Raw genomic sequence first — 23,293 nt, forward strand, 5'->3', positions numbered from 1 at the left:
ATTTAGAATGCAATTTTTACCTTATCACCAAAACTTACCTCAACTTCCCTACCGATAACGAGAGGACGGTTATCATAAATATGCCCATTGGGGAAAGCATAGACCGTAGGGAAATCATATTTCTGGATTCTGTGTGCGATAATCTCATAGGCCAAATCATCAAAGCTGTGCTCGTATTGAGGATTGTCATCGGTGTTTCCCATATTGGTCATCCCCCCGATGATAAGGGCTTTTATCTCATCAAATACCCCTGCAAGCTCGAGGGACATTAGCATCCTGTCGAGAGAATAGAAACTCTCACCGATGTCTTCTATAAAGAGTACTTTATCTTTAAAGCTAAAAGAATAGGGCGTACCGATAAGGGCGTATATAAGGGCTAAATTGCCTCCTACCAACTGCCCTTTGAAGTCTTTGGGATGATTAAATGGATGGTGATTTATGCTGTACTCAGGGAAGTTTCCCTTTAAAATATCAAAGATTTGAGAGTAGCCTTCTTCTATTACTCCAAAAGATGAGGTTTTAAGGGTCTGACCGTGTATGGATGGGTATCCGTGCTTTAAAATAAGGCTTTGTATTACGGTATTATCACTATATCCGATGTACCATTTAGGCTTTTGGGTAAAGCCCTCAAAGGAGAGATGCTTCAAAAGATGCTGGCAGCCATAGCCCCCTCTTGTAGCCCACACGGCAGATATATCTTCTGAGTTGAGCGCCCAGTTGAGGTCAGCAATGCGCTCTTCTTCCGTCCCAGAATAGCCATAGCCCAGCTGATATTCTCCGAGAGCATATCTCCCCAATACAGGTTCATAGCCCTGAGATTCTATCTCTGCCAGAGCAGTCTCTATTTGCTGTCTTTTTACTGCTCCTGCGGGTGAGACGATGGCTATTTTATCTCCTTTTTTTAGATTCATTGTGGTGTGTTTAATTTCTATACCTCATCTCGGTCTTTTCTGCTTCTTCCAGCTGCTTATCAAACTGATTAAACTTCTTAAAACTCTGCAAAAAGATGATAATGCTAAATAAAATCAGGATAACCCCAACGCCCTTCCTTATGCTGTTAGCAACCTTTTCTGTAAGTTTATGGTGAAACATCTTCGCAAGGAAGATTTTTATAAGGTCTATTGAGAGATAAACTGCAATAACAATGGCGATATAGAGTATGAAGTTCTCGGTATCGGGGTAGCTGTTTCGTACAGAGATTACGGTAATAAGCCAGAAGAGCACAACGCCTATATTGAGGATATTAAACAGGAAACCGTTAAAGAATGTAGTCAGATAGTTTTTATTGACCATCTTCGCTTCGCCTGGTATATGCATTTTGGTACGGGAGACCATCATATAAACACCATATATAAAGACGATAAAAGCAGTTATCCTGTAAAATTCAGGGTGCTTACCGATAAGAGTAACGAGGTTACCACTGGCAAAATATGCTGCTACAATGCACAGTATATCTGCAAAGATTACCCCTAAGTCTAAAGCCAATGCGTGGCGTGCTCCCCTTGAAAAGCTGGTTTCTATCAGTAGGAAAAAGATAGGACCTATAAAAATCAAGCTGAGCATAATGCCCATTACAACAGCCGAAAATATGAGTTCAAACATCGGACTCCTATTTAATATTAGGCGCCAAAAGTAGTGAATTTTTAAATAGCAGTCTCACTCCTCCTAAAATACAAACCACCAATAATACTACCCCTAAATTTTCAGGGGAGTCATTAAACATTTATTAACTTTTATTACCTTTGACCCCATTAAATAAATAGTAAAAATGTCAAAACTTAGATTTAAAGCCCTCGAGACCCTTCCTTTTAAAGATTTCAGAAAGGATAATGCTGTAGAAATACCGCAAAAGCTCTCCGCTCTCTTTTGCCAGAATGTATTCTCCGAAGATACAATGAGAGAATACCTTACCAGCGAAGCGTTCAACTTCATAATGGATACCACCAAGAAAGGAGCTAAAATACCTCGCCACATTGCCGACCAAGTAGCCTCTGCGATGAAGGACTGGGCAATGAGCAAAGGCGCAACCCACTACACACACTGGTTCCAGCCGCTAACGGGAAGCACTGCCGAAAAGCACGACTCCTTCTTCACCCCCATAGGAAGCGGGAGAGCCATAGAGAAATTCAGCGGGAGTATGCTGATACAGCAGGAACCAGATGCATCATCATTCCCCAATGGAGGTATAAGAAACACCTTTGAGGCAAGGGGATATACCGCTTGGGACCCGTCATCACCAGCGTTTATTATGGGGACTACCCTCTGTATTCCATCTATATTTATCTCCTACACTGGGGAGACTTTAGACTATAAAACACCCCTGCTGAGAGCGATAAACGCAGTAGATGAAGCCGCAACAGAAGTCTGCAAAGCTTATTTTGATAAGAATGTAACCAAAGTAACGCCTACCCTCGGATGGGAGCAGGAGTACTTTCTTGTAGATTCAGCATTGTACCAGTCCAGACCCGACCTCGTTATCACAGGTAAAACCTTACTTGGGCATTCTCCTGCAAAGGGTCAGCAGCTGGATGACCACTACTTCGGCTCTATACCTACTCGGGTGATGAACTTTATGAAAGAACTGGAAATAGAATGTATGAAGCTCGGAATCCCCTGTACTACCCGCCACAATGAGGTTGCCCCCAACCAGTTCGAGCTCGCACCGATGTTTGAGGAAGCCAATGTAGCCGTAGACCACAACTCCCTGCTGATGGATGTAATGGCGCGGATAGCACACAAGCATCATTTCCATATCCTCTTCCACGAAAAACCCTTTGCAGGGGTTAATGGCAGTGGCAAGCACAACAACTGGTCGCTCTCCACAGACACTGGCGAAAACCTCCTGAGCCCAGGTAAAAACCCAAAGAAGAACTTGCAGTTCCTCTCGTTTTTCATCAACACACTAAAAGCCGTAAATGAATATGCCGACCTACTGAGGGCAAGTATCGCTTCGGCAAGTAATGACTATCGCCTCGGAGCAAATGAAGCACCACCTGCTATTATCTCTGCATTTATCGGTAGCCAGCTCTACTCCGTTCTCGACGAACTGGAAAAGGTAACCGACGGCAAACTCTCCCCCGAAGAAAAAACAGAGCTCAAACTAAATGTAGTAGGGAAAATCCCCGAAATACTCCTTGATAATACCGATAGAAACCGTACCTCGCCTTTTGCATTTACGGGCAACAAGTTTGAAATCCGCGCCGTAGGCTCATCGGCAAACTGTGGAGCTCCTATGATTGTGATGAACAGTATCGTAGCTAAGCAGCTTCGCACCTTTAAAACCGAAGTAGACCTCCTAATAGAGCACAAAAACCTTAAAAAAGATGAAGCCATCTTCAATATACTCCGGGAATACATCAAGGACTGTAAGAAAATCATCTTTGAAGGCGATGGATACTCCGACAGCTGGGCAAAAGAGGCCGAGAAACGAGGGCTCAATAACTTCAAAACTACTCCCGAAGCCCTAAAAGCAGAGCTCAATGAGAAGAATGCCTCCCTCTACGAAGAGCTCGGAATCTATACCCAAAGAGAGTTTGAAGCACGAAACGAAATAAAGCTCGGGAAATACTCCACCGTGGTAGATATAGAGGCGGGTGTGCTGGCAGACATCGCCAGAAACCACATTATCCCTGCGACACTCAACTACCAAAACCGACTGATAGAAAATGCCAAAGGACTCAAAGAAATCTTCGGAGACCAGGAGTTTAAGGTTCTCGCTGCTGAGCAGCTCAACCTCATCACCCAAATCTCAGAGAACATCTCCGTCATCAAGCGAACAGTAGACCTCCTCCTCGCAGAGAAGAAAACCGCAAAGTCCATCACCAACAGACAGAAGCAAGCAGAAGCCTATTGCAACCGTGTAAAACCGCTGTTTGATACCATTCGCCACGCCTCCGACTCCCTTGAAATGATGGTAGATGACGAACTCTGGCCAATGACCAAATACCGCGAACTCCTCTTTACCCGCTAAGCCTTTCGCAAGGCAGGCACGGCTACCAGCCGATGGACTTATTACAAACTATCCACGCACCGCCTACTGCTTACTGCCTAAAGCCTATTGCTAAGAAGGGTGGCTTCCTGTATCGGGGAAGGGTGGCTTCCTGTATCGGGGAAGGATAGACAGTCTATCATGGTAAGGATAGCCACTCTATCACTATAATGATAGCCACCCTATCACTCTCGTGATAGGGTGGCTATTGAAAGTAGTACTTTCCTACAATGAATTAGGAGAGGACTATTGTAGTGTCTAAAATATCTGTGCGAGGCTCTTTAAGGAAGACATTTTTACCACTGCTAAACTGAGTAGTTATGCTCAGTTCATAGTTGCCTGCGGGGAGGCTCGTTGGGATAAGTACCAATTTTCAAGTAAAAAAGAAGATGGCACACCTTTAAACGGATATAATTAAATAAGTGCTCCCCACGCAGTGGGCTAAAAGCCAATAGCCAGTAGCTAAATGTACTCATATCACTTAAAATTCCTATTTTAGCGGGCAAAATAAATTATTCATCATTATGAAAAGAATCTTTTTATTAGCTACTTTTCTCCTTAGCTTTTTACAGATAAAAGCCGATGAGGGAATGTGGCTCCTTATGCTTATCAAAAGACTGAATGGAGTGGATATGCAGAAGCAAGGGCTGCACCTCACACCTGAGGAAATCTACTCGGTAAACAATTCCAGTTTGAAGGACGCCATCGTGCAGTTCGGCGGAGGCTGTACTGCGGAGATTGTATCCAGCCAAGGACTGCTATTTACCAACCATCACTGCGGTTATGGGAATATTGCAGCGCTCTCTACACCAGATAAAGACTACCTAAACAACGGCTTCTGGGCAAAGAACTACAGCGAAGAAATCCCTGCGCCAGGGCTTTCCGTAAGGTTTCTGGTAAGAATGGGTGATGCTACCCAGCGCATAAATGCCAAGCTACAAACTGGGCTTTCTGCAAAAGAGAGAAAAGAGATTATTGATGCCGAATACAAGGCAATACAGCAGGAGAACTCCGAAAATGGTAAATATACCGTAGTGGTGAAAGACTTCTTTAATGGAAATGAATTCTACTACTTCATCTATCAAGACTTTAAAGATGTAAGACTCGTAGGTACTCCTCCTGCCTCATTAGGCAAATTCGGTGGTGATACAGACAACTGGGAATGGCCAAGACATACGGCTGACTTCTCCGTATTCCGAGTATATGCAGATGCAAATGGCAACCCAGCAGAATATGCTCATACCAATAAGCCCATCACCCCAAAACACTCCCTCCCAGTGTCTATAAAAGGGTATGATAAAGGCAGCTATACAATGATTATGGGCTACCCGGGGAGAACCAATAGATACCTCACCTCCTATGGTATAGAGCAGCTTGTGTTCAGAGACTATCCAGCTTGGGTTGAAGCCTCTAAAACAGCTATGGATGTAATGAAAAAGTATATGGACAAAGACCACGCAACGAGTCTTAACTATGCTTCTCAGTATGCTTCCGTAGCCAATTACTGGAAAAACCGACAGGGAACAATAGATGCTGTACTGAGCAATAAAACCATCAGCGGGAAAAAAGCCGTAGAACAAAAGTACCTCCAATGGGCTCTCCAACCAGCAAATGATGCTGTATATGGTGGCGTACTGAAAGATATTGAAGGCTACTACAAGCAGTCATCCAACAGAAATGTAGAGAGAAACTACGCTATGCAACTCCAAAGAAATGCGAAGTATATCTCTGTAGCCTATAGCTTAGGAAGCCTGTTCAAAACCTATGTAGACCAGGATAACGCAGGCAAATCAGCAATGAAAGCTAAAGTACAGGAGAGCATCAATAAGATTTATGAGAAATTTAATGTAGAACTGGAAGGCGATATGCTCGTACAAATGGTAGACCTCTACCGAAAAAGAGTAGCAGCAGATGTGGCTTCGCCTACGCTAAAGGCATTAGATATCAACAAACTCTCTAACCTTGCATACTCATCTGTATTTGCCAATAAGAAGTCTGCGGAGCATTTCCTTAACAATCCTGATAAGATAAAGCTATACTCAGACCCACTACTGAAATTAGCCGATGGATATGTGGAAGACAGTAAAGAACTCGCTGCAAAATATGAGAAGATAGATGAGTTCTTCCAAGAAAATACACGGGTATTCCTCAATGGGCTCATCAAGTCAGAACCTAAAAAAGCATTCTATCCAGATGCTAACTCTACGATGAGGCTTACTTATGGTAAAGTTACAACACTTCCTCAGCGCACCGATAGACAGTACAACGGCATCTCCGAGAAAGACAACTTCTACACAGACCAAAGAGGAATCCTTGCCAAGTACAAAAAAGGTGATGAGGAGTTTGACCTCCCTCAGAGGTTCCTCGACCTGATGGCAAGCAAGAAATTTGGTGACTATGCCGATAAAAAGACAAACCAACTGCACTTGAACTTCCTGTCTGATAACGACATTACAGGAGGCAACTCTGGTTCCCCAATTCTGGATGCGGATGGTAACCTCATCGGTCTTGCATTTGACGGAAACTCAGAAGCGCTTAGCGGGGATATTATCTTTGACCCTGCACTGCAGAGAACCATTAATGTTGACTCCCGATTCGTACTCTGGGTAATCGATGTTTATGGTGGAGCTGGGCATCTCATCAAAGAAATGAAAATAGTGAAGTAACTCCCTTAGAGTTTCAGATTCAATAAAAAATCCTCTCTATTTAAAGAGAGGATTTTTTTATTTATACTGCTTGAGGCTTCTTCTCAAAAAGTCTTTTATCATCAATAAAAAAGGTGGTCTGTAATGAACAGACCACCTCTCAAAATTATTATGATGATACAAAAAGTAAATTATACTACACCTTGTGCGAGCATCGCTTCTGCTACTTTTACAAAGCCAGCAATATTAGCACCTTTCACATAGTTTACATAGCCGTCTTCTTCTTTTCCATAATCACGGCAAGCCTTGTGAATACCTACCATAATCTCTTTAAGTTTAGCATCTACCTCTTCGGAAGACCAGTTGAGACGGATAGAGTTCTGCGTCATTTCAAGACCAGAAGTAGCTACGCCACCTGCGTTGGATGCCTTACCTGGAGAGAATAAAATCTTATTACTTAAGAAGTGGTTAATCGCATCCAAAGTAGAAGGCATATTTGCAGCTTCGGTTACGCAAATCACTCCATTATCTACTAATTTCTTAGCATCTTCCAAGTGGAGCTCATTTTGAGTAGCACAAGGGAATGCAATGTCGCACTTCACTTCCCAAGGGCGTTTGCCTGCGTGGAACTCTGCTGAAGGGAATTTCTTAGCATAGTCCTCTGCTCTGTTATTTCCAGAAGCTCTAAACTCTAATAGGTAATCAATTTTCTCTCCTGAGATACCATCTTTATCATAGATATATCCATCAGGACCAGAGATAGTAACTACCTTAGCACCCAATTGGTCAAGTTTTTTCACTACTCCCCAAGCCACATTTCCGAAACCTGAAACCGTAGCAACTTTACCTTTAAGGTCTTGTCCGATAGTTTTAAGCATTTGCTCAGCAAAGTATACTACACCGAAACCTGTAGCTTCTGGGCGGATTAATGAACCACCATAAGCTAAACCTTTACCTGTAAGAACACCTGTAAATTCATTTCTGATTTTCTTGTACTGACCAAACAGATAACCGATTTCTCTTGCTCCTACACCGATATCACCAGCAGGTACATCCGTCTCTGGACCAATATGCTTGCAAAGCTCAGTCATAAACGCCTGGCAGAATCTCATAATCTCCATATCGGATTTTCCGTTAGGGTCAAAGTCTGCCCCACCTTTACCACCACCCATAGGGAGCGTAGTAAGTGAGTTTTTAAATACCTGCTCAAAAGCTAAGAATTTCAATACTGAAAGGTTTACAGTCGGGTGGAATCTTAACCCTCCTTTATAAGGACCAATAGCTGAGTTCATCTGGATTCTGAAACCTCTATTTACTTGAATTTCGCCTTTATCATCTACCCAAGGAACTCTAAAAATAATCACTCTCTCTGGCTCCGCCATTCTTTCGAGGAGTTTCATCCCGTTGTATTCCTTTTTAGATAAGATGAAAGGGATTACGGTAACGGCTACTTCTTTTACTGCTTGTAAGAATTCTGGCTCATTTGGATTCCTTGCTTCTATCTTTGCAACGAAGTCCTGAATTGTTTGTTCTACATTGTACTGTTCCATAATTTTTTGGTAAATATTATTGCTAACAAAATTAATTTTTTTTTTTATTCTTGCAAGAGATATTTTATACTTTAACGAAAAATCATCAATATACCTCTATATATTTTTTTAATCCAAAATTAAGATGATTTAAGTGAATTTTATTCTAAACAATACTTATTTTGATACATTTTTATAAAGGTAAAAAAACTAAGAAACCGCAAATTGCCTTCCCGAAAAAGACTTAATATGCCCCAAGATTTCGAGTTCAAGTAAAACAGGGAGGATTTCATAGGTCTGTAAATCGGATTTCTCAGCAAGGTCATCCAAATTGATTTTAGGGTGGCTCTCTATAATATCATAGAGTGTTTTCTGCATTCCTGAGAGTTGTGCCTTAACCGATTTCTGAGGGAAGAGTTCACCTGTGCTTTCGGCTTCTGATGGGACTTTCAAACCGAGATTATCAATAAGAGTTTTAACACTGGAAATAGTCCCCGCCTTATTCTGATAAATAAGATGATTACAGCCTTGACTGTACTTATCTGTGATACGACCTGGCAAAGCATAGACTTCCCTGTTATAGCCATTGGCAAAAGTCGCCGTACTGATAGAGCCCCCACCAAAAGCAGTTTCTACTACGATTAAGTTTCTGGAAATACCCGCTATAATTCTATTCCTCTGGATGAAATGCTCCCTGTCGGGTTTATGGGAAGAATTAAATTCTGTAATTAAAGCACCGCCTCGCTCTAATATCTGCTCAGACAAGCGCTTATTCTTAGATGGGTAAAGAGTGTGGAGACCGTGTGCAAGCACTGCAACAGTAGGTACATCATTCTCCACAGACTGCTGATGCACTTCTGAATCTACACCATAGGCAAGTCCGCTCACTGTAAGGAGGTTCATCTCTTTGGTGATAGACAGGAAGTATCTTATAAAGTCCTTACCATAAGCCGTCATATTGCGGGTACCAACGATGCTCACAGGTATAAGACTCTCATTGATAGCTCCTTTTTTATAGAGGATCGCAGGAGCATCTATACAATCATCTAAGAAAAAAGGGAGCTCACCACTGTGCCGAAGTAGAATCTGAATATTATTCTTCTCACAGAAGTCTAATTCCCTCTTTGCAAAGTCTAAATGCTCGGATGAGCCTATCTCGGAAATCATTCCCTGAGAAATACCATAGACTTTTGTAAGCTGTCTTTTATCTGCATTCCACACGGAGGAAGCACTTCCAAAAGCATTTATGAGCTTTCGGAAATTAGCATCTCCTATATTTTTACAGGAGCGTAGGGCGATGGAATAAAGATGCTCTTCCGAAAACATAATCTGTCACAATTTATTGAAAATACTTCTCTGCTTCTATTATGGACTCTGGGCGCCCTACATCTACTATACAGGCATTGTGTTTATACGCTTGGATACGCTCAGTGTGCATTAAATCTAAATATTCCTCCATTATAGAGAACTTCCCTCTTCGAGTGATTTTAGCAAATATCTCACCGCTCACACAATGTATCCCACTAAATGCCAACTCTTCTAATGCCTCTCCCTCATCTGCCAGTCTCTCCTCTCCTGTCTGGGTATTCCGCCAACCTTTAAGGAGCATTTGAGCATTAAACAAGAGCTTCCGAGAGCTATTTCTCTCAGAAACGGCAAGAGTGGCAAGGCTTCCACTCCCGATATGAGCATCTATCAGTGCTGAAATATCCAAATCGGTAAGGATATCTGCATTCATAATAAGGAAGTTTTGCTCCTGCTCGAGGAATTTCTTAGCGAATATCAGTCCACCCCCTGTTTCTAATAGCTCTTCCCTCTCATCAGAGATTTGAATATTGGCATTAAAATGATGATTCGCCTGCAAGAATTCTATAATCTGCCCTCCAAAGTGATGGATATTAATTACAAAATCATTAATCCCGAAGCCTTGCAAGAACTTAATATTCCTCTCCAAAAGCGGAATGCCATTTACTTTTGCCAGAGCCTTTGGGTGATGGTCTGTAAATGGTCTTAGCCGTGTGCCTTTGCCAGCTGCAAAAATAAGCGCCTTCATATTTCGGGGGATTAATTATTGAGCTGAGGCTGTTCGTCGTGGGTAAGTTTTACCGATGCCTGAGGATAATTCTCCTTTATAAAATCAGTGATTTTCTCTGCAGAATACACCGAGCGGTGCTGCCCTCCGGTACAGCCAAAATTGATTTGAAGATGCTCAAACCCTCTGCTCAGATAGTCCTCAATGGTAATGGAAACAAGGTGCTTAATATACTCCAAAAATTCGGGCATTTTCGTTTGGGTTTCGAGGTATTCCTGCACTTCTGTATCTCTCCCAGTCTGCTCTTTGTACTGGTCTATCCTGCCTGGGTTGAGGATTCCTCGGCAGTCAAAGCAATACCCACCGCCATTCCCGGTTTCATCTTTTGGGATTCCGCCTTTCTTGTATGAGAAGCTATGTATATCTATATGTAACATTCTTATATGAGTTTAATTTCTTTTGTTGAGATTTGATTAATCACCGATTTAAGCTCTGGAAAGTCTTTCATCCCTTGCCAGTCTTCCGAGATTTTATAGAGGTTTGAAAGCCCTCTGCCTATACTATTGATGAAATGCGCTTTCTTCTGTACCAAACCTCTGAAACCATACGCTCCGAGTACCTGTAGCGAACGGATAAGCGATAGCAACCCCACAGAATCTCTAAGCTGAGACTGCTCTTCCTGCCAGAAAGAGAGATAATATTCTATCATTTCTCTCTTAAATTCATCTGAGAAATTAGCTTTCACTTGGTAGAGGAAGGAGACTACATCATACATCAGTGGGCCGTACATCGCACTTTGATAGTCTATAAAGAATACCTCATCATTTTCATCTACCATAATATTCCTCGCCTGGAAGTCGCGAATCATTAGCCCTTTTGGAGACAAAGCCTCTATCTTTTCCGCCAGTCTATTAAACTCCTTTATCAGTTTTGATTTGTGATAATGTGCCTCCAGAATATCGGCAAACATAAATTTGAAGTAAAACAAATCGTGGGTAATCGGGATTCTGTCATAGCTTTCGTACTCAAAAGTTCTGGCATAATCTACCCTGCCCTGCGTCTTCGTTTGGAGGAGGAAGAGCCTCTCGAGGGATTTCTTTACCAGTGCCCGTACGCTCTCGCTTTCCTGCTCTTCATTAATAATATCCGAAAGGGTATGCACTCCCAAAAACTGCTGGATGTAGAGGGTTCTGTCTTCCGAGATTTTGAATATCTGTGGTGTATTAAGCCCCAAGCTCGCAAAGAGCTCCGTAAAATAGAAGAAGGCTTCGTTCTCTGGAATATCAGGGTTTTGTGTGATGATGTACTTCTGCTGCGAGGTAGAGCCTATATAGTTCCTGCGAGCAGAGCCACTTTGGGGCAGCGCGAGGAAGCCGACCTCTCCACTGGCAAAGTCTTCAAAAAAGCGTTTTGCATCGTAAGGCATAGGCTGAGTTTATCGGCTATAAATGACTTCCTCGCCTTTCTCGTCGGTATAAACTCCAGAGGTATTTTCGTTTCTTACCGTCCAGCTCACTTTACCATCGGTAAATGTTGGAGCGTGGGAATGCCCTTCAAACGAAGCCTTAAGAACTCTCTCTGGTGCCGTACCGAGCTGTACTTTTGCTCCTGCCACATCGCCATCTGCGAAATAGGTTACTTTCAGTTCCTCACCTTTTTCACTTTTATAGACTACTTGTGTTTGTAGGTTTCCGTCAACGATTTCGGTTTTACCCATATTCTCTTCCTGTTGCTTTTCATTTTTAGTGCAACTTACCGTGCTGAGTAGCCCCACAGCTACCATAGCGAATACCTTAGTGTTCATTTTGATATAATTTAAAGTTAATACCGTACAAATATAATGAAAATTTGCGGTTGGCAGTAGGAAGCTATTAGCCTGGCTTCTGGAGATTATTTACGAAAGATACTGTCTTTTATATTTTCTTTACAGTGATGATTTTTATTCTCCTCGTTTTTATTTCTCCAAAAGGAGAAGAAACACAACTCACTTCACTATTTGTAAATTTATATTTTATTTTCAATTTCTGCTGATCTTTTCTGTACTTATCAGACAGATTGGTAGGGCTTAGCCTAAGGTCTCCATTGGGCTGAAACGGAGGGTTTCTATCTAGCATAATAATACCCTCAAAACACATAAACTGTGAATGATAAACCCCTGTAGCTTCATAGGTTTTATCATTATCTCTATTCTCTCTTTCGGTGTTGCAACCCACAAGCGATATGCCTAGCAGTGTTGCCAATAAAATCTTTTTCATCTTTAATGTTTTCCCATATAAACGCTCTAAAGCTAAAAATATTTGGTTATTAGCCAAATCCATAATACCAAAATCAAATAATAGTATTTATTGGAATTTGCAAATTAGATTGAATAAGGCAATAAAGAAGCATTATGAAAAAAAAGTAAAGAGACAGTTTATATTCTAAGGGGATTTTCGTGTATAGAGAATTCTTGTGGCAGTGTGTGCCCTCTCTTTGAAAAGGCTTGCCCTGACAGATAAGCTGTAAAAGCTAAGCCTGCGAATAAAAATAAATTTCTCATAATATTTAGGTTTTAATAATTATATCTTTTATCAAATCGCCCTTCGGTGATTTTTATAATTTGTCCTTCTCTATTTTTTGCTTCAAACTCAAAAGTACCAGACACTACTTTTTTATCTCTATCCAAATAGGTTATTATCATATGACCCTTTGTTGCAAGATAACCTTCACCAAAAAATTCAGGAATATACATAGCTCGATTACTAAAAGCCATACTATCATTTTCTATAAATATATATTTTTATTAATCTTTACACTATCAGTATAGATTTTTATATAGAGCTGGCTTCCTTCATCAAATACTTTCCTTACATTTAATCTTACAATTTCATAGCCTCCATTTTTTTCTACATAAGTCCCTCCGCCCCCTATTTTAGGGATATAGTTCCTACTCACCACCCAGACTTTACCATCTACTTTACAGCCAGCGGTATTGGCGCCTTTTTTTGTGGCTTCGGGGAGAATGTCAGGGTTTACTCCCTTGTCTCTATCTCTTTCTTCGCAGCCTGTAAGCAGTATGCTTGCTAAGATTATTAATAAAATTCTTTTCATTTTTAATGATTTTTAAGTATTTAACCCCTCAAAGATAATATTATTTATTAATTAAAGATATTTTATATAACAGCAAAACAATGATATTTATCACATCAAAAACTCAGCGAAGAGAAATAAAAAAACCGCCCAGAATAGGCGGTGAAAAATCGTTATATGGATAGGCTATTGAATAATCTCCTCCCAGCTAAAAAAGGTAGAAAAGCCCCGCTCTTGAAAGTACTCTTGATAATTTTCAGTTTTCCTTGTGAGTACAAAATCGCCCCCCCAAGCTCCGAGGCTCTTTATAAAACAGGGGTAGTTGGCAAAGAGCTTTTGCTTTGCGGTAGCTATCCCAAGAAATGCCGATAGCCGCGCTTCGTGCTGGGATATTAGCTCGGAAAATCGGTCTATATCGGTAGTTTTTAGCAGCTCCTCTGTAAGTTGAGAAAAGAAATCTATTAGCGCTGTGGTTTTCTCTTTCTGCCTGTACATCGCTATGCCTTCCCGAGAATCCTGCTTCTGATTGAGATGCACAAAAAGCAGTTCATCTCTAAACTCAGGATTGAAATCTACTCGGCGAATGCTCCTCTTCCCAGCCTCTAACTGGTAAAGAATTGGGGAATTTTCCTGCGCCACTGCAATATCATAACCCGAACCACCGAGAGAAAGGGCATTCAGCTCAAAGGCATCAATACCCGACCAGCGGGCAAGGTTATTCATCAGGGTAGAACTGCTCCCCAAGCCATAATCGGCAGGGAATTGCAGGTGGGTTTTAATAAAATAAGAGCTATCGCCCTGCAACTTTTTGGGCGATAGCTTCTGGATATTCTTTAAGGTTCTAACAATAAACTCAGCAGAAGCAGGGATATTGGTTTCAAGGATTTTCCAGCTTTTATAATCTATCCTAATGCTTAGCCAGTGCTTATTCTGGTGGTAGGCCTCCCAATGCAGTATAGACTTGCCGTCTTCCTTTTCATCACAAGCTAACTCCTGTCCCCAGACTGTGGGCAGAGCCAGCGCCAAAGCACCGTCTAAGACCACATACTCCGAGCTAATGAGCAATTTACCTGCTGAAAAAGTTTCAAATACCATTAGTCTACGGAACTCACTTCTACTGATGCGTCTATTTTCTTAATCATCCCTTGTAGAGCCTTACCTGGACCTATCTCTACAAAGCTGGAAGCACCGTCTTTTATCATATTCTGTACCGACTGCGTCCATTTCACAGAGCCTGTAAGCTGTGCGATGAGGTTCTTTTTAATTTCCTCTGCATCGGTTACGGCTGTTGTCGTTACATTTTGATAAACAGGTATCCGTGCATTCTTAAACTCAGTTGTATTAATGGCTTTTGCCAGTCTCTCCTGTGCGGGCTGCATCAGTGGCGAGTGGAAAGCACCATTTACAGGCAATAGCAATGCTCTTTTGGCTCCTGCTTCCTTCATCTTTGCGCAAGCCTCTTCTACGGCTTTGGTTTCTCCAGAGATTACGAGCTGACCAGGGCAGTTGTAGTTCGCAGGTACCACCACTCGTTCTACACTGCTACAAATCTCCTCTACTTTTTCATCTGACAAACCGAGGATGGCTGCCATCGCTCCTGCACTGGCATTGCAAGCCTCCTGCATCGCTTTTGCTCTCTCGGAAACGAGCCTTAGACCGTCCTCAAACGAGAGTACGCCACTTACGACAAGCGCTGAAAACTCCCCGAGAGAGTGCCCCGCTACCATTTTAGCATCGGTGATGTCCATAGATTTTGCTTTGGCTACGGAATGAATGAAAATAGCAGGCTGAGTAACGCTTGTCTGCTTTAAGTCTTCATCTGTACCGTTAAACATTATATTTAATATGTCAAACCCCAGTATCTCATTTGCGGAATCCATTAATGATTTAATCTCCGAATTGGATTCGTACAACGCCTTCCCCATTCCTACAAACTGTGCCCCTTGTCCAGGGAATACTAATGCTTTCATTTGTCTCTGTTTAATTATTCAATTCTTTAGTCTATTGTTTTCTATTGTGGAATAAGCCTTACCACTCGGTATCCTGTGTTTATATACGCACCGTTGGGCTTAGTTCTCACATACTCAAATTTAGTAGCGAGCTGAGTTTGGGTTTTTCCCATTTGCTTGAAGAGCTCTCCTCTGCTATTTTCCCGTGAAAGGATGTCATTCACCACATCAAAACCGATGATAGCAAACCTGCTCGGTGTTTTGCAATACTTCTCTCTATAATCTGCTAATACTTGCTTCTCAAAATCTCCATCAGTATTGATTTTCCTGTCTACAAGATAAACCAAACTCGCCTGAGAGAGCTCGTTTACTTTCTTATCAAAGCTTGGGCTGTGGTACAGGCTGAATGCCTTTATACCTTCGGTCTCTTTTGTAAGGGCAATTACTTTATTGGTGAAAGCATTCCCCTCTTCTGTTTTAGAACTGTTGGAAGCAAAAATCGCGATGACTGGTGCTTTCTGCCCTGTCATCATATTCTTATCAAGGCTTATCTCATCGGCAGAAGTTATGATTTTAATCTGTGCTTTTTTGAGGGATTTCTCTATACTCTGCTTTAAGAGGTTTGCCACAGATTTATCCGCCCCTGAGACGATGTATATTTTCTCATTATTATATGCCTGCACTACTTCTTTGGCTATTCTGTCTGAGTAGATATTATCGGCAGTCTCCATAATGACTAAGTTGCTGTAATCGTAGAGCTCTTCGGAGTTTGCAAGCGGTGCTACCACAGGGATTTTTTTATCTCCAAGGAAGTCCATCACCTCTATAATATTTGACTTAAAGAAAGGCCCGATGATTAAGTCTGTATTATCCTGATTAATCTGAGACAATGAGTTTTTAAAACTCTTCTCACTGCCTGTGTCTATGATTTTAACATCCATCTTCAGCCCCTTTCTCGCTTGCCTTTCCATTGCTAGCCTCGCTCCTGAGAGGAAGTCTGTAAAGCTCGCACGATACTTTGTATCATTGGAATCAAAACCGAAAGGCATCATCAATACGATATTCAGAGTACCTGATGCCTTCTTTACATAAGCTGGTTCCAGCTTCCTAATCTTAATTGTAGCACCAGCTTTCAGTCCGTCTGCAATTTGTGGATTGAGCTCCAGCAATTGGTCAAGACTAATGCTGTATTTATTAATAATACCAAAGACCGTATCTCCGCTTTGTACAGTGTGAGTAACATATTCGTCTCCATTACCTGCGGGTGTAGGCTCTGGCTTCTCGGTTCTCGGCTTTTCTATTTCTGGCGTTTGCTTTGGAGCTGTTGTAGTAAAGGCTTTTTTATCTGCATATTTTTCTATATTCTCTATCGGCAGGCTAATCTCTTCACCAATCTGCATCATCAGGTTGGGATTGAGTTTTCGGATTTCTGCTTCAGTAATGTGGTACTGCCTTGTAAGCCCATAGAGGGTTTGCTTCGGCTGTAGAATAATTGTCCCCAGCTTTCCAGATTTAGCGGGTAGAGCTTCTTTCTTTTCTTTACCTTTTACTACGAGTACATCTCCTATATTGAGGACTCCTTCTTTCACTTTCGGATTAAGGCGGTAGAACTCATCGAGGGACATCCCATACCTTTTAGAGATATTATATGCGGTGTCTCCTTTTTCCACAGTATGTTTCTTCTGTGCAAATAATGCAGAAAAGCTCATAAGACCTGCCAATACAAATATTCTTTTCATCTTTTAGTTTATAATGTTACAAATGTAGAGTTTTAAAATTGTCTGTACAATTATCCATCCTCCGAAATAAAAGAATTAAAGTCCTGCACCTACCTTTTCTAAAACCTCTGTAGGGAATAGGGCTTCATCTATGAAGTATTGTATTACAGCTTTCTTCATCAGGAGGGTTTGTTCGTTGGGTTTTAGCTCTGGCAAGGCTTCCAGCTCATCAAAGTGAGGGTAGCCATCGTCATCATAATGTGAAAATTTATAATACCCAAAGGGCTGTAAGAGCCTGCACACGGCAATATGAATCATATTAATCTTATCATCTTTGGTATATTCTTGCTTACCGCTGCCCAGCTCCTGTATTCCTATAAGGAAGAGGATGGTCTCTATAGGGACATTCTTTTCTGTATCAAAATTTATTTGGAAAAAATGCTCTACTTCTTTCCAGAGTTCTGCTTCTGTCATCATTTTATTCGTCTTCATTTAAAGTTTATTCTTATGATTAGCTTCACATTTCAGTATAAAGGCATATTCTAATGCATCTTCTTTTAAGCTCTCGAACCTGCCACTCGCACCGCCGTGCCCAGAGTCCATATCGGTTTTAAAGATAAGGATATTGGCATCGGTTTTAAGGTCTCGGAGCTTTGCCACCCACTTTGCCGGTTCCCAGTACTGCACCTGAGAGTCGTGAAAGCCTGTTGTGATGAGCATATTCGGATAATCCTTTGCCTCCACATTATCGTATGGGGAGTAGGATTTCATATAATGATAGTATTCCTCAATATTCGGGTTGCCCCACTCGTCATATTCCCCAGTGGTAAGGGGGATAGAGTCGTCCAGCATTGTGGTTACCACATCTACGAAAGGCACTTGGGCAATTATCCCATTGAAAACCTCAGGGGCAATATTTGCCACCGCACCTACGAGCAGTCCGCCCGCGCTCCCTCCCATAGCATAGAGGTGTTTGGGTGAGGTATAGCTCTCGCTTACCAAGTATTGTGCAGCATCTATAAAGTCGTAGAAGGTATTTTTTTTATGGAGCATCTTCCCGTCCTCGTACCAGTCTCTTCCCAGATACTCTCCCCCACGGATGTGCGCAATAGCATAAATAAAGCCCCTGTCTAAGAGCGAAAGCCTAAGGCTGGAAAAGCTCGCATCTACGGTATGCCCGTAGCTCCCATATCCATAGAGCAGCAGGGGAGTCTCTGCTGACTTTGGCGTATCTTTATGATACACCAATGATATAGGGATGAGGGCTTTCCCATCTCTGGACTTCGCCCATAGCCTCTCTGATACATAATTCTCAGGAGCAAACTTACCTCCCAGAACTTCCTGCTGTTTGAGGAGCTTAGTCGTTCGTTCCTTCATATTATATTCGTAAGTAGAGCTCGGTGTGGTGAGTGAGGTATAGCCAAACCTCAGCAGAGGGGTATCAAACTCCAAATTCAGCCCGATATACGCCGTATAAGTAGGGTCTGTAAACGGAAGCTGATGCTCCACACCAGAAGCATTATCCCTTATCTTGATTTGCAGCAGGCCTTTCTCCCGCTCTTCTATCACGAAATAATCCTTAAAAATTTCAAAGCCCTCGAGGAGCACAGCCTCTCGATGGGGGATAAAATCCTGCCAATACTCCTTCTCACAATGGCTCACTTTCGTTTTCACGATTTTGAAGTTCGTAGCTCCATCTGCATTGGTAATGATATAAAATTCATCCTCATAATGCTCCACTGCATACTCTAAATCCTCCTCTCGAGGCTGTAGAATTTTCCACTCGGCATTAATATCATCAGCGGGGATGAACCTGTGCTCATCCGACAAAGTACTGGAACTGGAAATAAAAATATAGGCTAAGGATTTCGTTTTATAGACATTGACATCAAAGGTCTCATCCTCCTCGTGGTAGATGAGCACATCATCTTCAGACGCCGTACCCAGCCTATGTCTGTATACCTGAAATGCCCTTAGGCTCTCGTCTTTCCTTATATAGAAAATATGCTCACCATCATTTGCCCAAACCGCCTTTCCCGTTGTATTGAGGATTTTATCGGGGAGTATCTCGCCCATCTGCAAGTCTTTAAAGTTAAGGGTATAGATGCGCCTACCGATATTATCCGATGAGAAGCACGCAATTCTGTTATCCATACTCACCGCAACACTCCTCACCTCAAAAAAAGCCTCTCCTTCTGCCAGTGCATTTACATCCAGCATCAGTTCATCTTCTGCCTCCAGCGTTTTATACCTTCTATAAAAGAGCGGATACTCCTTCCCATCCTTATATTTGATGATATACCAATATCCATTAAAGAAATACGGCAATGATTCATCATCTTTCTTATACCGAGCTTTCATTTCCTCAAAAAGCTCCTGCTGCAAGGGCTCTGTATCTTTCATTACCGCTTCGCAGTATTTATTTTCTTCTTCTAAATAAGCCCTCACCTCTGGGTTTTCCCTCTCATTAAGCCAGAAATAGGGGTCATTCCTCTTATCTCCAAACTTCTCGAGTATTTTATCTATTTTCTTCGCTTTTGGAATCTGCATTTTATCTTTTTTAAGGAGGCAAAGATAATAAAACTGCTAACGAGCGCCATAGCCGGCGAGGCACTCATTAGCACGAGGAGCAATTACCCACTAGCGTGGGGAGCAATTATTTTTAAATGCCTCCCCTGCTAAGGGGCACCGTAGCCGGCGAGGCACTCATTAGCACGAGGAGCACTTACCCTGTCCCGGTACCGGAAGCCTTTAGCAAGGCAGGCACAGCTTCCAGCTGACGGACTTAGCCACAGCGTGGCAGGTACTTAATTACCCTATCAGGACACCCCGAGCCTTTAGCAAGGCAGGCACTTACCCCGTCAGGGTGCCCTGAGTCCTTCGAAAGGCAGACAATTTACCTGTTGGGAAGCAAAAATGAAATCGCCAGTGGGCTACGGGGTTTTGTATATTTGCAGCAGGAAATCGTTTTCCTAGAATTAAAATTAGATTATGCTGAAAGATTTTAAGCCCGCACTTTTTATTTTGATAAGGTTTTTGGGAATTTATATTGTATTGGTCTTTGTGTATCAAACTTACCTGAACGCTTATGAGGGACAGATAACCGACCCTATAACGCGGTGGATAGCCGAGCAACCCTCCTTTATACAAACTCAATGCGGGTACAAAACTACGCTGGTGGATAGTGAGCAATACAGCGGTACGCTCTTCCAGATCGGGAATGTCTATACCTCGCGGATGGTGGAAGGGTGCAATGCAATCTCGGTTATCATCCTTTTTCTGGCGTTTATCTTTGCATTCTACAAGGGTGGGAAGACCTTTGTATTTGCGGGGGTGGGGGTGCTTATCCTCCATCTGATGAATATATTGAGGATAGCGGCGATAAACATCGTAGCGATAGAGCTATCGGCAGAGGATTTTAAAATTGCCCACGATTACTTCTTCCCAGCGATAATTTATGGGACGGTAGTAGTGCTTTGGCTGGTTTGGATTAAGTTTTTTGTATTGAAGAGAGATGAAAATCATTAATTGGCTTATTGTAATTGCCTGCATACTGGGGCTTATCTTCGTTAGGGTTTTGGAAGCAAAGATATTCTACGACCCGTTTTTGGATTATTTCAGTGGAGTGAGTAAGCCGGAGACTTTCCCGAGATTTGAGTGGGGCAGGCTTATCCTTAGCCATCTATTCAGATTCGGGCTAAACCTTTTATTTTCCGTTGTGATGATTTATTTCCTGTTTAGGAGGAAAGATTGGGCGATACAAGCAGCCATTCTAATTGTTTTAGTCTTTGTGATTACCTTTCCGCTCTACCTCTACTGCATCTCTACAGCGTTTGAGGTGGGGCATCTGTTCTCGTTTTATATGAGGCGGTTCGTTATCCAGCCGCTCATCGTACTGCTGATTATCCCAATGTTTTATTACAGGAAGAATATTTCTCAAGCTGAGGATTAATGCTTCTTCTTCGAATCTGCCAGCTTCACCCCTTGAAATTCTTTGAGGTAAAAAGGCTCAAAGTAGGCTACATCCTCAAACTGATGGGTATTGAATTTCTTTACGGATTGATGAATCATATACTTCGCCGAAGGATAGACCTCTGCTCTAAACCCAGCAGGAAAATGAATAAGAGGCTGGGTTTTTGTAGCTCCATCTCCTATAAAGAGTACTTTGTCACCTTTATATTCCTGAAAGGAGCTCTCATCTAAAATTTTGCTTTCGGTGGGGATTATCATCTCGCCTGTTTTACCATTAAAGGTTGCGGTATAGACTTCCATTCGCCTCGCATCGATGAGGGGGATGATGTGGTCAAACCCCGAATTGATAAACGGCTCCACCATAGAATAGAGCGAATTGATGGCGATAAGCGGGAGATTGAGCCCAAAGCAGAAGCCTTTTGCCGCCGAAGCACCGATGCGCAAGCCCGTGTAAGAGCCTGGACCCATACCAAGACTGATGGCATCAAGGTCTTGGAGGGAGATTTCTGCACCCTCCAAAGCCCATTGTACGAAAGTGTGGAGATTTTCGGATTGTTTATAGTTTTCAGAGGTCTCCTCGCAGAGGCAAAGGAGGTGCTCGTCATTAGATATCGCTACAGAACAGTTTTTAGATGAAGTCTCTATATGCAGAATTTTCATCTGGCAAATATATTAGTTATTGAGGGTTATCTGCATATCCTTCTGGATGTTTTTTACCTCGATATAATTCGCCCCACATACAGAGGTGGAGAGCTTATACCTCCCCTTTTTGAGCAGGATATAATTTTCGCCCATCGCAGGAACTTGGAGAGAGAAGTTTTTTTTACCTGCAATTTTCAGCAACAGAGGGCAGTTAGATTTATTGTATATCATCAGTGCGGCATCCTTACGCTTTGGGTCATTATTAAACAAGTGATTGAGCATCTCTACCTTCTTGCTCTTATCTTTTGAGGAGGTAGCCTTCTGCTCTTTGCTCGTATTGCTTTCGGATGTACCTTCATTCATCAGCTGGGCGATTTTCCTTTTGAGTGCTGGAACTTTAGGGTCGTTTGGGTTTTGCTTTATGTACTCTGCTATTTGCTTTATATCGGTGGAATGCTCTATCTGTGCAGAACTCACCTGCCCAAAGCAGATCATTACCATAGAAAACAGTACTAATGAAAATATTTTTCTCTTCATAGGATAAGATTGATGGATTACAAACGCAAGAATGCTAGTTAAAGTATTTATAGTTGATGAAAAGACTAATGCTATCTTCTTTAATAGTATATAGCTAAAAAGTAAGCCTCTGCTATTTTTCTCCAACTGAAAAAAATCATTATATTTGCGCCTCTAAAAACGGGATTTATCTTCCCTTTTAAGTTTAATTAATAATAAAATATCAAAAAATTATGTATACACCCGTAGCAGCTGATGTAGCTAAACTGAGAAATACCACAGGTGCAGGTATGATGGATTGTAAAAAAGCGCTTATTGAAGCAGAAGGAGACTTTGATAAAGCTATTGAAATCCTAAGAAAAAAAGGACAGAAAATCGCAGCCAACAGAGCCGATAGAGAATCTGCCGAAGGCGCAGTAATCGCAAAAGTAAATGCTGACAACACCGTAGGAGCTATTATCTCCCTAAACTGTGAGACCGACTTCGTAGCAAAAGGCGAAGGCTTCATCAATCTCGCTTCTGAATTGGCAGAAAAAGCACTTTCTTTCTCTACTAAGGAAGACTTCCTTGCGTCTGACTTCCACGGAATCACCGTTGCAGAGAAACTTATCGAGCAAACTGGCGTTATCGGTGAGAAAATAGAAATCGGTGCTTTCCAAAAGATTGAAGGAGCATTCCTCGGTGCATACATCCACGCAGGAAATAAAATCGCAGCCATTACAGCGCTTTCTTCAAAAGTAGATAACGCTGCTGAAGTAGCAAGAAATGTATCTATGCAAGTAGCATCTATGAGCCCAGAAGTGCTTTCTTACAAAGATTTCTCCCCTGAGTTCGTAGCAGCAGAAACCGATGCAAGAATCGCGGCTATTGTAAAAGATAACGAAGAATTGGTTCGTCTTGGCAGACCATTAAAAAATGTACCTCAATTTGTTTCCTACGCACAGATTACCGATGAGGTTCTAAAACAAGCTGAAGAAAATGCAAAAGCTGAACTAAAAGCAGAAGGCAAACCTGAGCAAATCTGGGATAAAATCATCCCTGGTAAAATCCAAAGATTCATCTCTGATAATACTTCCCTTGACCAAGAAAAAGCACTTCTTGACCAGAACTACATCAAAGATGGAGACCTAAAAGTAGCTGAGTATGTGAAAAACGCAGGTGCAGAAATCACTGCTTTCATTAGAGTGGCGCTTTAGTAGCTTAAAATATTAATTAAAAAAAACTCAAACCTAA

24 protein-coding genes are annotated in these 23,293 nt (G+C 41.9%); 5 read left to right on the forward strand and 19 right to left on the reverse strand.

The features are described 5' to 3' along the window. Positions 1-2: 2 nt before the first annotated feature. Together D8991_RS08600 and D8991_RS08605 are read right to left on the reverse strand one after the other, a co-directional pair. Positions 3-911 carry a S66 peptidase family protein gene (locus tag D8991_RS08600; RefSeq protein ID WP_120489807.1) on the reverse strand — a complete coding sequence of 303 codons (909 nt, stop codon included), beginning with the start codon at positions 909-911 and terminating at the stop codon, positions 3-5. A gap of 10 nt (positions 912-921) precedes the next feature. Continuing rightward, positions 922-1,602, reverse strand: a complete 681-nt coding sequence (locus tag D8991_RS08605) for a LysE family translocator (RefSeq protein ID WP_120489808.1) — start codon at positions 1,600-1,602, stop codon at positions 922-924. Positions 1,603-1,768: 166 nt separating this feature from the next. Here D8991_RS08605 and D8991_RS08610 point away from each other — a divergent pair, with 166 nt between their 5' ends. Then, positions 1,769-3,970: a glutamine synthetase III family protein gene (locus D8991_RS08610; protein ID WP_120489809.1), complete on the forward strand. Its 2,202-nt coding sequence runs from the start codon at positions 1,769-1,771 to the stop codon at positions 3,968-3,970. A gap of 253 nt (positions 3,971-4,223) precedes the next feature. On the opposite strand, the gene D8991_RS08615 is transcribed toward D8991_RS08610, so the two are convergent. Continuing rightward, positions 4,224-4,358: a DUF4469 domain-containing protein gene (locus D8991_RS08615; protein ID WP_120489810.1), complete on the reverse strand. Its 135-nt coding sequence runs from the start codon at positions 4,356-4,358 to the stop codon at positions 4,224-4,226. 154 nt (positions 4,359-4,512) lie between these two features. Here D8991_RS08615 and D8991_RS08620 point away from each other — a divergent pair, with 154 nt between their 5' ends. Further along, the gene (locus D8991_RS08620; RefSeq protein WP_120489811.1) at positions 4,513-6,654 is read left to right on the forward strand and encodes a S46 family peptidase; all 2,142 of its coding nucleotides are present in this window, start codon (positions 4,513-4,515) and stop codon (positions 6,652-6,654) included. A 170-nt stretch (positions 6,655-6,824) separates the two neighbouring features. Here the strand turns inward: D8991_RS08620 and gdhA are convergent, their stop codons facing one another. The 14 genes from gdhA to D8991_RS08690 form a co-directional block, all read right to left on the reverse strand. Continuing rightward, complete coding sequence (gdhA, locus tag D8991_RS08625) at positions 6,825-8,183, reverse strand: NADP-specific glutamate dehydrogenase (RefSeq protein ID WP_120489812.1); 1,359 nt, start codon at positions 8,181-8,183, stop codon at positions 6,825-6,827. A gap of 189 nt (positions 8,184-8,372) precedes the next feature. Then, on the reverse strand, positions 8,373-9,488 hold the full coding sequence (gene dprA, locus D8991_RS08630) for a DNA-processing protein DprA (RefSeq protein WP_120489813.1): 1,116 nt from the start codon (positions 9,486-9,488) through the stop codon (positions 8,373-8,375). Positions 9,489-9,501: 13 nt separating this feature from the next. Further along, on the reverse strand, positions 9,502-10,215 hold the full coding sequence (locus D8991_RS08635; RefSeq protein ID WP_120489814.1) for a nucleotidyltransferase family protein: 714 nt from the start codon (positions 10,213-10,215) through the stop codon (positions 9,502-9,504). Positions 10,216-10,226: 11 nt separating this feature from the next. Next, a complete protein-coding gene (locus D8991_RS08640; RefSeq protein ID WP_120489815.1) occupies positions 10,227-10,631 on the reverse strand; it encodes a RapZ C-terminal domain-containing protein in 405 nt (134 codons plus the stop codon). Positions 10,632-10,633: 2 nt separating this feature from the next. Beyond that, entirely contained in the window at positions 10,634-11,620 is a 987-nt protein-coding gene (locus D8991_RS08645) for an aminoglycoside phosphotransferase family protein (protein ID WP_120489816.1), read from the reverse strand. 9 nt (positions 11,621-11,629) lie between these two features. Then, positions 11,630-11,998, reverse strand: coding sequence for a hypothetical protein (locus D8991_RS08650; protein ID WP_120489817.1), 369 nt, complete (start codon positions 11,996-11,998; stop codon positions 11,630-11,632). Between the two features lie 109 nt (positions 11,999-12,107). Continuing rightward, the gene (locus D8991_RS08655; RefSeq protein ID WP_162926766.1) at positions 12,108-12,449 is read right to left on the reverse strand and encodes a hypothetical protein; all 342 of its coding nucleotides are present in this window, start codon (positions 12,447-12,449) and stop codon (positions 12,108-12,110) included. A gap of 296 nt (positions 12,450-12,745) precedes the next feature. Further along, the gene (locus D8991_RS08660; RefSeq protein WP_162926767.1) at positions 12,746-12,946 is read right to left on the reverse strand and encodes a hypothetical protein; all 201 of its coding nucleotides are present in this window, start codon (positions 12,944-12,946) and stop codon (positions 12,746-12,748) included. 11 nt (positions 12,947-12,957) lie between these two features. After that, positions 12,958-13,284, reverse strand: coding sequence for a hypothetical protein (locus tag D8991_RS08665; protein ID WP_120489820.1), 327 nt, complete (start codon positions 13,282-13,284; stop codon positions 12,958-12,960). Between the two features lie 165 nt (positions 13,285-13,449). Next, the gene (locus D8991_RS08670; RefSeq protein WP_120489821.1) at positions 13,450-14,358 is read right to left on the reverse strand and encodes a GYDIA family GHMP kinase; all 909 of its coding nucleotides are present in this window, start codon (positions 14,356-14,358) and stop codon (positions 13,450-13,452) included. Further along, complete coding sequence (gene fabD, locus D8991_RS08675) at positions 14,358-15,233, reverse strand: ACP S-malonyltransferase (protein ID WP_120489822.1); 876 nt, start codon at positions 15,231-15,233, stop codon at positions 14,358-14,360. The genes D8991_RS08670 and fabD overlap by 1 nt, the downstream gene beginning before the upstream one ends. 41 nt (positions 15,234-15,274) lie before the next feature. Further along, entirely contained in the window at positions 15,275-16,951 is a 1,677-nt protein-coding gene (locus D8991_RS08680) for a LysM peptidoglycan-binding domain-containing protein (protein WP_120489823.1), read from the reverse strand. A gap of 75 nt (positions 16,952-17,026) precedes the next feature. Further along, a complete protein-coding gene (locus D8991_RS08685) occupies positions 17,027-17,407 on the reverse strand; it encodes a hypothetical protein (protein ID WP_120489858.1) in 381 nt (126 codons plus the stop codon). Between the two features lie 15 nt (positions 17,408-17,422). Next, on the reverse strand, positions 17,423-19,480 hold the full coding sequence (locus tag D8991_RS08690; RefSeq protein WP_120489824.1) for a S9 family peptidase: 2,058 nt from the start codon (positions 19,478-19,480) through the stop codon (positions 17,423-17,425). A gap of 441 nt (positions 19,481-19,921) precedes the next feature. Here D8991_RS08690 and xrtF point away from each other — a divergent pair, with 441 nt between their 5' ends. Together xrtF and D8991_RS08700 are read left to right on the forward strand one after the other, a co-directional pair. Continuing rightward, on the forward strand, positions 19,922-20,458 hold the full coding sequence (gene xrtF / locus D8991_RS08695) for an exosortase family protein XrtF (RefSeq protein ID WP_120489825.1): 537 nt from the start codon (positions 19,922-19,924) through the stop codon (positions 20,456-20,458). Beyond that, positions 20,445-20,882 carry an exosortase F system-associated membrane protein gene (locus D8991_RS08700; RefSeq protein WP_120489826.1) on the forward strand — a complete coding sequence of 146 codons (438 nt, stop codon included), beginning with the start codon at positions 20,445-20,447 and terminating at the stop codon, positions 20,880-20,882. The genes xrtF and D8991_RS08700 overlap by 14 nt, the downstream gene beginning before the upstream one ends. On the opposite strand, the gene tsaB is transcribed toward D8991_RS08700, so the two are convergent. After that, positions 20,879-21,562: a tRNA (adenosine(37)-N6)-threonylcarbamoyltransferase complex dimerization subunit type 1 TsaB gene (gene tsaB / locus D8991_RS08705; RefSeq protein ID WP_120489827.1), complete on the reverse strand. Its 684-nt coding sequence runs from the start codon at positions 21,560-21,562 to the stop codon at positions 20,879-20,881. The two genes, D8991_RS08700 and tsaB, sit on opposite strands and share 4 nt — an antisense overlap. 12 nt (positions 21,563-21,574) lie before the next feature. After that, complete coding sequence (locus D8991_RS08710; RefSeq protein ID WP_120489828.1) at positions 21,575-22,081, reverse strand: DUF6759 domain-containing protein; 507 nt, start codon at positions 22,079-22,081, stop codon at positions 21,575-21,577. Positions 22,082-22,293: 212 nt separating this feature from the next. Here D8991_RS08710 and tsf point away from each other — a divergent pair, with 212 nt between their 5' ends. After that, entirely contained in the window at positions 22,294-23,256 is a 963-nt protein-coding gene (gene tsf, locus D8991_RS08715; protein ID WP_120489829.1) for a translation elongation factor Ts, read from the forward strand. Positions 23,257-23,293: the final 37 nt, after the last annotated feature.

Origin of the sequence: Bergeyella cardium (genome assembly GCF_003614945.1) — a bacterium.
Classification (GTDB): Bacteria; Bacteroidota; Bacteroidia; order Flavobacteriales; family Weeksellaceae; genus Bergeyella_A; species Bergeyella_A cardium.